The 14,233-nt window shown below is 33.8% G+C and carries 13 protein-coding genes; 2 read left to right on the top strand and 11 right to left on the bottom strand.

Annotated features, from left to right (window positions below; genetic code table 11):
• Window positions 1-6 precede the first annotated feature (6 nt).
• Window positions 7-396, top strand: coding sequence for a flagellar export chaperone FliS (gene fliS, locus LS73_RS01430; protein WP_034557124.1), 390 nt, complete (start codon window positions 7-9; stop codon window positions 394-396).
• A 1,108-nt stretch (window positions 397-1,504) separates the two neighbouring features.
• On the opposite strand, the gene LS73_RS09800 is transcribed toward fliS, so the two are convergent.
• From LS73_RS09800 to LS73_RS01385, 11 genes are all read right to left on the bottom strand, one after another.
• Window positions 1,505-1,678 (bottom strand): hypothetical protein, encoded by a 174-nt coding sequence (locus LS73_RS09800; RefSeq protein WP_158654957.1) that lies wholly within the window; start codon window positions 1,676-1,678, stop codon window positions 1,505-1,507.
• 77 nt (window positions 1,679-1,755) lie between these two features.
• Entirely contained in the window at window positions 1,756-1,932 is a 177-nt protein-coding gene (locus LS73_RS09795) for a hypothetical protein (RefSeq protein WP_158654956.1), read from the bottom strand.
• Between the two features lie 218 nt (window positions 1,933-2,150).
• Window positions 2,151-2,345, bottom strand: coding sequence for a hypothetical protein (locus tag LS73_RS01425; protein WP_034557123.1), 195 nt, complete (start codon window positions 2,343-2,345; stop codon window positions 2,151-2,153).
• Window positions 2,346-2,598: 253 nt separating this feature from the next.
• A complete protein-coding gene (locus LS73_RS01420) occupies window positions 2,599-4,401 on the bottom strand; it encodes a flagellar hook-basal body complex protein (protein WP_034557122.1) in 1,803 nt (600 codons plus the stop codon).
• A 121-nt stretch (window positions 4,402-4,522) separates the two neighbouring features.
• Complete coding sequence (locus tag LS73_RS01415; RefSeq protein ID WP_172458466.1) at window positions 4,523-5,878, bottom strand: Na+/H+ antiporter NhaC family protein; 1,356 nt, start codon at window positions 5,876-5,878, stop codon at window positions 4,523-4,525.
• A gap of 8 nt (window positions 5,879-5,886) precedes the next feature.
• Window positions 5,887-7,539, bottom strand: a complete 1,653-nt coding sequence (locus LS73_RS01410) for an AAA family ATPase (protein WP_034557119.1) — start codon at window positions 7,537-7,539, stop codon at window positions 5,887-5,889.
• Between the two features lie 27 nt (window positions 7,540-7,566).
• Window positions 7,567-8,301, bottom strand: a complete 735-nt coding sequence (locus tag LS73_RS01405) for an NlpC/P60 family protein (RefSeq protein WP_081955499.1) — start codon at window positions 8,299-8,301, stop codon at window positions 7,567-7,569.
• Between the two features lie 95 nt (window positions 8,302-8,396).
• Window positions 8,397-9,059, bottom strand: coding sequence for an HP0838 family lipoprotein (locus LS73_RS01400; RefSeq protein WP_034557117.1), 663 nt, complete (start codon window positions 9,057-9,059; stop codon window positions 8,397-8,399).
• A gap of 258 nt (window positions 9,060-9,317) precedes the next feature.
• On the bottom strand, window positions 9,318-9,902 hold the full coding sequence (locus tag LS73_RS01395) for an LPP20 family lipoprotein (protein ID WP_407918746.1): 585 nt from the start codon (window positions 9,900-9,902) through the stop codon (window positions 9,318-9,320).
• A gap of 656 nt (window positions 9,903-10,558) precedes the next feature.
• On the bottom strand, window positions 10,559-11,380 hold the full coding sequence (locus LS73_RS01390) for a hypothetical protein (RefSeq protein WP_052089499.1): 822 nt from the start codon (window positions 11,378-11,380) through the stop codon (window positions 10,559-10,561).
• Window positions 11,381-11,452: 72 nt separating this feature from the next.
• Entirely contained in the window at window positions 11,453-12,028 is a 576-nt protein-coding gene (locus LS73_RS01385; protein WP_034557112.1) for a 5'-methylthioadenosine/S-adenosylhomocysteine nucleosidase family protein, read from the bottom strand.
• 318 nt (window positions 12,029-12,346) lie between these two features.
• Here LS73_RS01385 and prpD point away from each other — a divergent pair, with 318 nt between their 5' ends.
• Window positions 12,347-13,795, top strand: a complete 1,449-nt coding sequence (gene prpD, locus LS73_RS01380) for a 2-methylcitrate dehydratase (RefSeq protein ID WP_034557111.1) — start codon at window positions 12,347-12,349, stop codon at window positions 13,793-13,795.
• The last annotated feature ends 438 nt before the right edge of the window (window positions 13,796-14,233 follow it).

Genomic DNA, 14,233 nt, shown 5'->3' with positions numbered 1-14,233 from the left:
TAAAGCATGAGAGCCTTTAATGCCCACAACATGTACCAGCAAGCCTCTGTTAGCGTGGAAAGTCCAGCAAAGCTAATAGAAATGCTATATGAAGGTATCTTAAGATTTTTAGGTCAGGCAAGAAGATATATGGAAGAAGAAGATATAGATATAGAAAAAAAGATATATTATATAAATAGAACTACTGATATTTTTACAGAATTGCTCAATGTATTAGATTATGATAGAGGCGGCGAAGTAGCTGTATATCTTACTGGGCTCTACACACATCAAATAAAGCTCCTAACACAAGCAAATATGGAAAACAATGTTGAGAAAATTGACATCGTTATGAATGTTGCTAGAGGCTTGCTAGAGGCTTGGAGAGAAATTCACCAAGAAGAATTAGGAAGATAGCATACTAGATATTTTGCGAAAAATTTGAATACACCAAACTTATGGCTATGAAATAGACTTAATAGCTATGCAATAGCTAACTTTAAAATATTTAAAATCAAAATCCCACATAACCACATATTAATATCAAATTAATAAAAACACAATTAAAATAAATAATATTTGTAATACATCTATGATTTTAATCATAAAAATCTGCGAAATATCGTTTAGAATCGAGATGATGTTAGAATCTTTTGGACTTTATTTAAAAATCCTATACATTGTTTAAGTAATTTTTTATATTTTATACACTTATACAAAGTCATATACATAAGCTAAAAAGTGCAGCAAGACATAATTTCAAGGGTATTGAAGCACTTTTAAACATGAATTTATTTTTTAAAGGGTCTATAAATCTACAAATGATATACAAATAACTGCTTTCATTTAGCTTTTTGACATAATGGTGCATTTTTATAAACATTATTCGATACAAGAATGCTAGAACCCACACAACTGCAAAAATGTGAGATTATACGAGTGGTTTTGATAATATAAATTATTCATGTTCCAATGCTATATCCGTTAAAAGCCATACGGATATGGTAGGAACAATAAACAGTTTACAGTAACGAGATAAAAACAGGTAAGCATGTAATTAAACAAGCAATAGATTTAGGTGAATATAAAATTAAAGTCTATAGCGCACAAATCCTTCAATTTGATTTCATCCATGGATTCACAATATAAAGACAAAAGATTATTGCGCTTCTTGAAACACCAATAAGCAGCATAGAACCGATAGAACTGCCCATGTTACTTAATATAGCAGGAGTTTTGCAAAATCCAATTGGCAACTTAATATTGTTATGTTTTTTTAGAATCTTAAATGTGAACCTATTTGATATTTAACTTACATTACGATTTGTAGTATTTTTAAAACTCACTTGCTTAAGATGAATATATCTACTATAAGTAGACGAAGTAACCATAGAATTAAAGATTTTATAATATGCTCTAGATTTTAGTAGAGCGACATACCGGACTCAAGAGTTAGTGTAAAATCATTATTTGATGGATATTGGAATTGGTTTATCATGTCAAAAGATTTATTGTAGTGATAGATTCATTTTAATTTTGTGTAATCGTTATTTCTACGATAGATTAAACCAACAAAAAGCTCAGGTCGGTGACCATGATTTCCCATTGCTAGCATACTAGATTCTGCTAAGCTATAACGTTTGCCTATATTGTAGGCATATCCAGCATTATGCTCTATACTAATTCTATCATCTATCATATAACGAGCAAATATATTTGCACCTAAGAACAAGCTGCCGGTTGTAAATCTTTTTTAATTAGCATCAGTATATATTTCTACTGGATATGCAAAAGAAATAAACAAAGGGTTTTTAATGTCCCAAGATTATATCCAGAATGTATTGTAGATGTAGCAAAGCCATTTTGAATCTTTATATTTACAACTCCAAATGCTAATTCAATGCTGACGTATAAATCTTTCCAATAATATATCTCCTGAGATGTATAAACCATTATCTGCCAAATATTTCATTGTGGTAGCAAATGTGCTGTAATACCAACCTATTCTAAATCTAGGAATGGAAGCATAGCTTTGCGCAACATCTTCATACCTAAAGCGCATGTTTATTTAAAGTATAGCAATGGATATTTTATATTAACACTTCTTTGTTTACCTTATGTAAAAATGTGCAGCTATATAGCCAAGATAATCCACCAAAAAGAATCCTCCTTTACAATTGGACTCCAAATTCACCTTTGGTTTTTATCATTTCTTCATTTGATAATATTTCAACATCTACCGATTCATCTCCAAAAAGGAACTTATAATCTGCTTGTTGCGACGTATTCATATGGTTAGCACTAAGCAATAAGGTGTTTGATACGAGAAAAACCGATGCGATAATGCAAACTTTTATAATCTTCATAATGTATCCTTATCAGGAATGCCTGCAATATTAGGCTATTTTGACTATATTATAATTGTTACATGTATTAAACCATACTTAAATTACAAAACGCAAAAATACATCAAGCTACATTAAATAAAAAACCAAATGTTAAATTTCATTTTACAAATCGCTATAGATTTAGTTGGATTTAAAAATATTTGCAAAATATATGCATTTAATTTAAGACAAAACATCATTAGAAATTTGCCATATCAAATATAGCAGAATATTAGGCTCTTTTAAGCGCAATAGCCTCTTTAATCAAGTCATCAGATGTTGTAAAAGCTTTTGCATTCATAGAATAACCTCTCTGCATAAGGATAAGGTTAGTTAAAGCATCTCCAACATCAACATTGCTAGTTTCTACATATCCTTGCAAAACCTTGCCCTGTTTTAGATTAGAATCATCACCCCACACAAGCTTTGGATTCCCGCTTTGTTGCACAACTTCACCATTTACTGTAGTTGGGTTAAGAGCAAAGAGATTTCCACCTACTTTCTTTAACCCACGATCATTAGCAAACATGGCAAGCCCTACTCTACCAATAGCCTCTGTTTGTCCATTTGTAAAAGAAACGGAAATTACCCCTTCATTGTTGATTCTAACATTTGTCATTTCACCACGATTCTTGCCGTCCTGCTCAGTATTATTTGTGCCAGACTCTTGATATACTCGATTTGTGCTACGGTTTAAGGTTAGAGTGATATCTTTTTGATCTAAGAAGGGAACTAGAATCTCATCAGCATCTGCCTTACCTTGTGCATCAAAAAATATCTTGCCTTCTTTTACTTCAGAGCTAACGAGCATTCTATCGCCTGAAAACTCATGCACAAAACTGCGAACATTCCATGTTTCTGGAAAACGTTGTATTCCTTCACCATCTCCAGCATTGATTAGAAAATACTCATTCCTTAAAGCATACTTTTTACCACTTTCATCAAATACTTCTGTAGTATTAGTAAAACTAGGCACACTAAGATTTGTCCCTGCAATATAGTCGTCCTTGCCCATAGGATCCATCTCTCCTGTGATATGCAGTTTCTCAAAGAAGTTACCACTAACCTTAACCTTCACAGGTGTATTTGTATTATTCTTTAACACCAAAACACCATTTGGATCGATCCTACCATCTTTGCCCCTATTAAGCTCTAAATCAAGCCCCGTATCTCTTTTGATAAGATATTGTAATTGCCCTACAGTGTGAAATCTTCCTTGAGAAGAAGTTCCATCACCATACTCATAATGCACAACCTGCAATGTGCCATCGGGCATGGTTACCTCAATATCTGCTTTTGAAAAATTATTAGGACGTAACATATCCCCATCTCGATTTGCCAATGCATTAAAATCATGATTAAAAAAGCCTATCTCATTAAATACTCCATTTGTAGTATAAGCCTGAACGATATTCTTCAATTCTCCTGTGCGATTCAAGTTCACACTTAAATCTACTTTTGTGGTTTCGACAGGTTGATAACTAATTTGAGGCGGAATAGAAATTGGCTTCATAACACCCTTTGCAAGCTCTTTATAATCACCTTCTGGATCCTGAGAAGCTTTAAAGCTATTATCTTGAATCTTGCCTAAATTAACACCATATAGATAATATCCTTCAGAATTAACAAGATAACCATCAGAATCAACAGTGAAATCTCCATTCTTTGTAAAGAAAGTTTCATTGCTGGAGTTAAAATCATCTTCATTGATCTCAAACTGTCCTTCTTTATTTTTGCCAACAACAAACCAACCCTTACCTGTATATGCAACTGCGGTATCATTATCTGCTTTTTTAAGATTGCCCATCTTTGAGATGATATTGTTACTACCTCCCGTAACACCATAACTAAAATCATTATTGGTAACAGTAGATGAATTTAATGTCTCCATGCTACGCGAAAAAAGCGTTTTGAACTCTGGAGAGTTCGCTTTATAGCCAGTTGTATTTACGTTTGCAATATTATTGGAAATGCTGTCAAGACCAAATTGATGAGTTTTGATTCCACTAACAGCATTCAGCATAGTATCATTCATGAATTGCCTCCTGCAAATATCCCCATTGATTACTTCCTTGTAGTATGATTGTAATCATGTTTATTTGGCATAGCAAAATTCATACCATTTTAAATCAAAACTTATAGATTAGTATAAATTTCTACAATATCATTGCACCCACAACACCAAACAACAACAAAGAAGTGTTATACATTAAAAATGTAGGTATACAAGTGTCGCTAATATGGTTATGCTGATTATCTGCGTTTAGTCCAGATGTTGGTCCGAGTGTACTGTCACTAGCAGGAGAGCCAGCATCCCCCAATGCGCCAGCTATACCAATAAGCAATATCATAGACTCTGTACTAATGCCCAAACTGGTTCCTAGCGGAACATATACAGCAGCTATAATAGGCACAGTCCCGAATGAAGTGCCAATACCCATTGTTATCAAAAGCCCAATTAATAGCATGAAAATAATGCCAGTTAATTTACTATCAACCATGCCAAACATTAAACTAACAAGGCTTTGAACTTCACCGCTCTCTCTCAAAACCTCTCCATATCCAGCAGCAACCAACATAACAAAGGCTATAAAAGCCATCATTTTTAGACCGCCCTCCATAATTAAATCAATCTCACCCCACTTAATACCACCTAGGGCAATCATGCTCAAAAGTCCAATTAATGCACCAAGTGCCAAAGAATCTGTTAACAGCTGAACAACAAAAGTAACAATAATCCCAAATAATACAGCATATTCTCTCCAACCCATATTTGTCGTAGCAAGACTCTGTTTTATGGAAGCTCGATATATTCTAGGCTTTCTATAAAAAACAAAAGTGGCCAATAACAAACCAACTAGCATTGCTAGTCCACCAATCCACATAACGCCAGCAATATCGCTTAAGCTAATTTCTACGCCATTAGCTAACATTTGATCTCTAATAACTGTGTGAAAAATAAGTCCAAAACAAAATCCAAAAGTTATATAAGGCGCCTGTAATCCAAATGTAAGCGCACAAGCAACTGCCCTCCTGTCAATCTGCAACTTATTCATAAGATGAAGAAGGGGTGGAATAAGAATGGGGATAAAAGCAATATGAACAGGAATAAGATTCTGAGAGAAACAAGCAAAAAAAGCAATACTTAATATAAACACAATATTATTATTACTAATACCCCGTGCAACAGTATGAATCATAGCATGCATAATATTAGTATTAGCGATAGCTATAGCTATTGCACCCAAAAGAATATAGCTAAGGGCTACATTTAGATTCTTTGACATACCGCCAATTAGAATATTAGAGGTTGTAACAATTGAGTTAAGAAAGTTATAAAAGAAGTCAACTGCCAAAAACTCAGTATCTCCACTATCTTGCAACAAATCATGTGAAAACAGCCCAGCACATAAAGCGGCTACAAGAATGGATAACAACACATTAAAGCGAAATACACATAGCACAACCATAACCAATACAGACACAACAACAGCATTACTTAAAATATCCATGTTATATCCTATTTATTTTTTCTTTTTTGTGCAAGCAAAGTTTTTGCATAACTTAAGGCATTTTTATCCAAATTAGAGCCACTAATCATACGGGCAATCTCTGCTATCTTTCCATCATCATCAAGCAATACAATATGCCTATTGTTATAAGAATCTTTACTTACCAAATAATGAAAATCACTAAGCAATGGCATGAAAGGCTGATGAGAAATAGCAAAGATTTGATAACTTTGAGACAAAAAGCTAAGCAAATTTGCTACACCCTCACTCTCCTCGCCGCTAAGATTAGCATCAATTTCATCAAGTATAAGAATACCTCTATGTTTATATTGAAAGTTATGACTTGCACTATCTTGTTGCTTGCTGCTTTGTGCAAGCACGCATAGCATACTCAACCGCAAGCGATTATATTCTCCCGATGAGATCAGATTCTTTGGAGCAGAATCAAGAAAAATCTCCAAAGAATCATATCCACTCTCACTAAAGCTTGATATGTCATAAGAATCATAACCTATCTCTTGCGATATATCTATAGCACATTGTAATTGCAAAGCAATTGCTTGCAACTTCAAATCCCTGCCAAATCTATTAAGCTGCTTTTCAAATAGCACAAGAGATTCCAATCTATTATTATGCAAGAGTAATGCCAGATCGTGCGCATTTTGTAATAATTTTTGATACTGCTTTTCTAGTTGAGTTTTATCAAAAGAGATATTTTCATATTCCATTAGCTTTTTTCTTTGTAACTCTAAATGCGTAAGCGCGTTTTCTACGCTACCATATTTGCGATTAATGTCGGACAATTGGGAAATACGTTCTAATAATTTCTCTGGGTCTAAATCCAAGTTTTTAAATTTATCAATCCCGCTCTCAATGCCCTCCGTAATTTCAAGAAATGTTGATTCAAAAACACTAGAATCTATCTCTAATATCTCAAGAGCCTTATAAATACAATCTAATCTATCAAGTGCCTGTAATGCTTCATTGCAGTGTTGCAAAACTTTTTCTTTTTTACTTAATAACTTTTTATCATTCAAGAGCTTGTCATATTCTCCAGGATATGGATTTATTTTTGAGATTCTATCAATCTCAAATTGAGCAAAATCTTTTAGACTCTCTATATTCTTCTCTTTAGATTCTAACTCTCGCAAATCCTTGTGACATTCCTTAAGTCTTATAAATGCGTCTTGATATAAGAATAAAGCATCTTGATGTTTAGGATTCTTGCAAATGGCGATGTCGTCTAATATGCTCAACATCTGCTTACTCTCAAGCTCATTAGCATCCTTTATGCTTATATGATGTATAAAGTGTTTAGCAATTTCACTTAACTTCTTCTTTGAAATTGATTGTCTATTAAAAAAATATCTTGTATTGCTTTTTTTTAAGATAGATACAACAATCTCCTTATCGCTATCAACAATTTCATTAGAAATTCCCCAATCCTCTAAATCTATACCAAACGCATCAAGATCTATTTCTAAGCCTATCTCAATCAATTCTGCCTGCGGCTCTTTCAACCCAAAGGCACTAAGTATTGTGTTAAGGAATACAGACTTTCCGCTACCGCTTACGCCACTAATTACGTTAAATCCGGGATTAAAATCCATATCAAGATAAGACAATGTAGGTGATTTACTAATTAAGACTCGTTTAATCATTAATACTCCAACAAATCTATTTACTTGCTATAAATATGTCCTTGCACCTTTGTAGACTTTCTTCCAATACGCACTATCAAGCTTTGCCTTTGTTACAGTTTTCCCTGTGCCTGGTGCATGTATAAATTCTCCATTTCCAATGTAGATTCCGACATGATTAACTGATTTGCCATTGTTAGTAGTAAAAAAGACCAAATCGCCTTGTTGTAAATTTGCCTTTAAAACAAACTTACCCGCATGAAACTGATCCTGTGAAATACGTGGTAAATCTAATCCATTCAATCTGTAAACAGCCCTAGCTAATCCACTGCAATCAAAACCGCTAGAAGATGATCCTCCCCATTTATATGGTGTGCCCATATAACTATGAGCATTTTCCACAAGAGTCTTACGAACCATATGAAACTTTTTACTTTGATTTTCTTTTAAATTAATGGCATAGGTTTTTGGATTTACAATAAAAAAATCACTTATTATTCCATGCTTCCTATAATTCATAGCCTGTTTTCTAGCAATATCTGCGCTTGAAAAATTACCAAATCTAACCTTATATACGCCATCTTGCTTGAAAAAAAATGCATCAAGTCCTTTTTTACTAAGAAGATTAGACAAATTCCATGCATTTTCCAAACTCTTAAAGCTGCCAACCTGAATACTATATGCAATATTCGCATAGTAATTTTTAGATGCTATGCCTTCAAGGCTAGAAGCATTAGCAAAATACAAGAAGAAATAAATGGAGAAAATAAATAGCACACTCATAATATAGCCCCTTGCAATATATGATACAAATTAAGGCTATATTATAATGAATCTTAAATAAAAAACAGATTCCAAAAATATATAGTGGACACGAATCACTGTGGTATGGATAGAGAATTCCGAACACCATTATCAACAGACAATGGCTCATAATTATCAACGCCTATTGTAACACCTGTTGTCATATTTTTAAACAAGGTATGTCCTGGTTGCCTCTCATAGTATATCATTTCGCCTGATTGCTGAAACCTCTGCACTACGATACCATTTCCAGCGACTTGTTTGCCCTTACCGCCAAAAATATCACGCCCAAACACAATATCTTCGAATAGATCGCCATAACTTACCGCACCAAAAAACTTTTTAGAAATAACCCACTTAAAACTACATTCAGTTAAAACACACATCTTCCCAGCCTTAACTCTAATGCTGCCAATGGTTTGAGCATACTTGAATAATTCGAGCTTAACTAAACCGCTTTGATAAGTATTTAGCCTAGCATAATCATAAAACCTAAATGGAGCAGTATTAATATACAGCAACTTCACTTCGCTAGTGATGATGTTTTGAGGCTCTTGCTCTTGAGGAGTGAAAGTAGTATCAGATTTAGTATAACTACCTGATGCCATATTTGGATTTTTATAGTGAATCCCATCAAGATTCCCTTGCATTTGCAATTCCGGATCATTGCCTGCACACGCGCTTATAATGAATCCTAACGCACATACAATAGCACCTCGTAAAACCAAGCGATACATTCACAACCTCTTTAACAAATTATTTTTTGTTTTGTTATATTTACTGCAATTAGCAAATCGACCAACACCAGGAGATTCTAAAGCTTACTTGCCAATCAGATAAGTAAACATTATAGCAAATCTAATGGGACCCCCCCCATTAATTTGTTTAACCAACAACATACTTAATTGATGTAATTAATAAGATACAAAAACTTCCATAACAAATCTAAGGGGCTAAGCAAATTCCGTTCTTATAGAATCTAACTAAATCTAATCCTAACCATTATTTAACACACGATGCCAAATTCTGCCATCAAGCTTAACCTCCATATTCACTTGGCACAATCCGTCTTTATAGGCCGTCTCCGTAATTTCAGCGTTCTTTATTAAAGCCTGAACTCTACCTTTTATAGTTGAATTCTGTGCAATCATGTCCCGAATTGTATCGTTTGCATTGATTCTAATACCATACATTTTTTCACCAATCTGCCTATAGGCATCAACAATTGCAGCTCTCTTTGCTAAAGCTAATGCTTGGGCTGGAGATATGGTTGATTCTGGAGCTACACCCATTCCTACTGCTTGAATCTCAATAACATTATTTGGTGTAAGCAAAGGAGAATTTTGAATCCCGACAGAAACATCGCTATCATTTACTTTTCTCATATCATCAAAACTATCGCGTGTATTTGTCCTCTCAACACCATGCTCATATCCACCATGATTGCCTTTTGTGTTACGAGAATAATCTCCCCTATCATATCTTGGAGCAGGATTATAGTCATACTGAGAAGCTGGCAACATAGGACCTGCTGCCATTGGCATACCACCATATTGCTGAGATACAGGTATTGATGGCATAGGTGGAGTTGTAGGCTGTGCTATTATTCCACTATGTCCAACAGGAGAAGATGCCATTAGGTTTGGATTAGCATTATAACCAACAGGTGGATAAGTTGGCACAGCCAATGGAGCAAGAGATGGTCCTCCAGCTACAGGCGGAACTAATTCAGAATTATCTGCTCTTGAGCCTGAATCCATGCAACCAGCTAAAATCATTGTCGAAAGAACTGAAGCTATTAGAAGTTTTGTTTTCATTGTAAATATCCTTATTTTCAAATATATGCAAACCTTGCATTCATTCTTGAAAAAGCAAAAACCATGCCATATTGTCTGATTACAAACATTTAGGCGCAGTAATACAAATATTTATGAGATAAATACTAAATAAAGATCATCATTATAAAACAAATCAACTCTAATTACCAAAGATAAGGCTAACCAGAATCTACATATTGATTACAATAAAATTTTATTGTTCTAAATAAAGCCAATAAATAATATCTTGATACTATAGAAAATTTTGCTTAGTGCATTAGGATTTTATTATACAAAACTTCAAAAATGATGATTATTTAGAAATTAATACGATTAAGAAATGTTTATCTTTATGCAGATTCTAAAACTTCCTAATATTAAATCAATTATCTTTATAAAAACAATAGCTCAAACCAGCCTTAAACATTATTAATCGTATTAAAATTTCCTATCTTATGTCGCTTACAATGCTCTACAATCTTGCCGTGCAGGCGTGCCATAATCTGTGCTAATGATATATCAAAGTCATATAGATTCCTAGCATTGTCTAGATTCTCACGCAAGAAAGCCTGCATATCTTCATACTTAATATATTCATGCCCCAAACTAGCAAGCAACTTTTGAGTATATTTATCAACAACTATCTCATCTCGTTTAAGAGCATAATTCAATATACTAGAAGCACTTTCATTGCCAATACCTTTTTGTTCAAGTAACCATGTCCTATCAACTTCCCTAGCGAATCTATCAAATCCGCCAAAATCATATAATATGTTTCTTGATAGCAATATAATTCTATGAGATTTTTGATTATAAAATCCAGATGAAGAAATAAGTCTCGCCATGGTATACAAATTCATATTACAAATAATATTAAGTAAACAGTCATGCCATTTTGAGCTAGAAATAAATGCAAGATTAGGATATTCATAGTTGTGAAATGCTAACACATCGCTACGATTAAAACTATACATGGAATCTAACATATCAAAAAAATATGAATAAAGATTGATTAATGATGTCCAAGCATTAGAATATCTAGTATTTTGTCCCAATATACTAGCAAGACAGAAAGATAGATTAGGAGCACTAGAATATAATCCGCCACATATCTCTATTCCATCTTTGATCTTTTTAGATTGGAAGCTTGGCCACCACCACGAAGCACTATCACCTACACAATAGTGCGCTTTTAGGAATGACAATAATTCATATCCATTTGATATTTTGCATTTATACACATCCAATTCCTTTAATAATTTATTAAATCTAATAAAAACATGGGAACGCTTACATAAAATTTCTGCTCTAATTTATGAATCCAAAAATATATGGAATCTTTGCATAACTTCCTCAAACCTAGTAGCAACCAATGCTCTATTTCTAATCCATTGTTGATGAGAATCCTCGCATACAACATTGCTAACACACAATATTGCCAAACATGGAATATTAAAATATCTAGCAACACTAAAGACACTGAATGCCTCCATATTCTCAAGTAAAATATTTGCAGATAGCATCATTGCGTTATATGTCGATGTTTTGGTAATGTAATTGCTAGAATTAACTGTTGCTTGCAATATATTGGCTCTTATAAGTGTTTCATGTGAAACGAAACCATCAAGCTCTACAGATATGCTATTGTCAATTGGTGTATAAGACTGATTTTGTAGAAAAGACATTTCAATTTGTGTTGCATGTGTGCTAAAAAATAATGTGCCTATCTCTAATTTAGAATCATAGCTCCCCGCACTCCCAATAAACAGCAGATTTCTGGGCATATATTGTAAGCAAATCCTAGTAAGACACATAGCACTATTAATAATTCCCACACCGATACTTTTAGCAAATTCAAATGATTCGCCATTGCCTGCACAAACAACCATTATATTTCCTTGCATATATCTTAATACAACACAAAACTACTATAATTCATAGCACATTATAATACAATAAAGCTCGCTGTTAAAACGTTAAATCCATAAGAAAAATAAGAATGGATATTTTTTATACATTATTTTCTTGTATGTGTAGATTTTGTGTATTTTTACTACTTTTTGTTCCATTGAATCAAAATGTATTTAAGTTAGAATAATCATAGATTTCCTAGGGATTTCTAACTTTTGGCAACACTTTTGTTGTCAAAACAATACGATCTTTATGTTTAGAATCTATACATAACAATCATAACTAAGGATTATTCAATGGAAAATATGGGTATTTTAGAAGCAAAAAGAGCCGAGTTCGATAGACTATTAACAGATATAGCAAAATATGTAGTTGAGGAAAAAATCAATTCAGATTTAGCTTATGAAACAGCTAAGTATTGTTTCATGGATACTTTAGGTTGCGGGCTTTTGGCACTTGGATTTCCTCAATGCACAAAACTTCTGGGTCCAGTTGTTGATGGTGCAGAATTTGCACAAGGCGTAAAAGTCCCCGGAACTAGCTACAAACTAGAGCCAGAGAGAGGGGCATTTAATATTGGAACTATGGTGCGTTGGCTTGATTTTAACGACACTTGGCTAGCAGCAGAATGGGGACATCCAAGCGATAATTTAGGAGCCATATACGCTGTAGCAGATTATATAAGCCGCAAAAATATCAGAGATGGAAAATCTGGTTTAACATTAAAAGACGTGCTAACATATATGATAAAGGCGCATGAAATTCAAGGAGTATTGGCACTAGAAAATTCATTTAATTCTGTTGGATTAGATCATGTGCTATTGGTTAGGATTGCTAGTACAGCTGTTGCATGCCACATGCTAGGAGGAACTTTCGAAGAAGTGAGAAATGCTATATCTCTAGCATTTGTAGATGGATGTTCACTAAGAACTTATCGCCATGCGCCAAATACAGGTTCAAGGAAAAGCTGGGCAGCTGGAGATGCAACTGCTAGGGGCGTAAATCTCGCTCTAAAGGCACTAAAAGGTGAAATGGGATACCCAACCGTGCTATCAGCTAAATTTTGGGGATTTGAAGATGTTAACATGAAAGGCAAAAAAATTGTTGTAAAGCAGAAATTTGGTAGCTATGTCATGGAAAACATCCTATTCAAAATCTCTTTCCCAGCCGAGTTTCACGCTCAAACAGCAGTTGAATGCGCACTGAAGTTACACAAAGAGGTTAAGGATAGGCTCAACTATATTGAAAAAATAGTTATAGCTACACAAGAGTCTGGACACAGAATCATCAATAAAGTAGGCGAGCTTGCAAATCCAGCTGATAGGGATCACTGCATCCAATATATGGTGGCTATACCGCTTATCTATGGTGAGCTAAAAGCTGAACATTATGAGGATTCTATAGCTGCAAATCCAATAATTGATGAGCTTCGTGAAAAGATGATTGTTGAAGTAGATAATAGATACACAAAAGAATATTTGGAAGAAGACAAGCGTTCAATCGCAAATGCCATTCAAATCTTTTATAAAGATGGGTCGAAAAGCCAAAAGGTAGAAATTGATTACCCGGTTGGACATAAGCGAAGAAGAAGCGAGGGGATTCCTTTGCTTATTAATAAATTCAATAACGCAATTGCAACTCGCCTAAGCCCCAAGAAATGTAAAACAATCAAGGAATTATTTGCAAATAATGAGAGTGCATATAAAACTCCTTTTGTTGAAATTAGTGATTTATTCTCCCTATAAACAATGCAAGACTACAAGCATATATAAAACGTCAGTTCAATATTTAAATATAGCAATTCACTGACGAATGCTTTTTTATTTTATACATTATTCACCAAATCTTGCAAATAGCCTATCGTCTCCAAAGAATTTAGAATTATTAATGTCATACGTTATCTATCTCTGGTAAGCAGCTACAAAATGTTATATTAGTGGGAGATATTGGCAAGCTCAGAGACAATATTTATAAACTTATAAATCACTACAGAATAAAACTTTTACTAGTAAAATAGAAATTCTGGTTTTACTTAAGGATATACAGTGCAAAAGATAGTAAGATTGGCAATTAGCTATAAGCATATTAGAATCTATTCTATCTAATAAAGCAGATTATATTACCTCAATCAATGCGAATACGCCTATAGAAGCAAAATATTCTTTGTTCTTATTATTTGTGAT

It is taken from the genome of Helicobacter muridarum (genome assembly GCF_000765805.2).
Lineage (GTDB): Bacteria > Campylobacterota > Campylobacteria > Campylobacterales > Helicobacteraceae > Helicobacter_A > Helicobacter_A muridarum.
This window is presented reverse-complemented; position numbering and strand designations above follow the sequence as displayed.

Excerpts from the sequence above, each read along its gene's own strand:
- fliS (WP_034557124.1), top strand. The coding sequence starts at position 7 with ATGAGAGCCTTTAATGCCCACAACATGTACCAGCAAGCCTCTGTTAGC.
- LS73_RS09800 (WP_158654957.1), bottom strand. The coding sequence starts at position 1,678 with ATGATAGATGATAGAATTAGTATAGAGCATAATGCTGGATATGCCTAC.
- LS73_RS09795 (WP_158654956.1), bottom strand. The coding sequence starts at position 1,932 with ATGGTTTATACATCTCAGGAGATATATTATTGGAAAGATTTATACGTC.
- LS73_RS01425 (WP_034557123.1), bottom strand. The coding sequence starts at position 2,345 with ATGAAGATTATAAAAGTTTGCATTATCGCATCGGTTTTTCTCGTATCA.
- LS73_RS01420 (WP_034557122.1), bottom strand. The coding sequence starts at position 4,401 with ATGAATGATACTATGCTGAATGCTGTTAGTGGAATCAAAACTCATCAA.
- LS73_RS01415 (WP_172458466.1), bottom strand. The coding sequence starts at position 5,878 with ATGGATATTTTAAGTAATGCTGTTGTTGTGTCTGTATTGGTTATGGTT.
- LS73_RS01410 (WP_034557119.1), bottom strand. The coding sequence starts at position 7,539 with ATGATTAAACGAGTCTTAATTAGTAAATCACCTACATTGTCTTATCTT.
- LS73_RS01405 (WP_081955499.1), bottom strand. The coding sequence starts at position 8,301 with ATGAGTGTGCTATTTATTTTCTCCATTTATTTCTTCTTGTATTTTGCT.
- LS73_RS01400 (WP_034557117.1), bottom strand. The coding sequence starts at position 9,059 with ATGTATCGCTTGGTTTTACGAGGTGCTATTGTATGTGCGTTAGGATTC.
- LS73_RS01395 (WP_407918746.1), bottom strand. The coding sequence starts at position 9,902 with ATGCCATCAATACCTGTATCTCAGCAATATGGTGGTATGCCAATGGCA.
- LS73_RS01385 (WP_034557112.1), bottom strand. The coding sequence starts at position 12,028 with ATGGTTGTTTGTGCAGGCAATGGCGAATCATTTGAATTTGCTAAAAGT.
- prpD (WP_034557111.1), top strand. The coding sequence starts at position 12,347 with ATGGAAAATATGGGTATTTTAGAAGCAAAAAGAGCCGAGTTCGATAGA.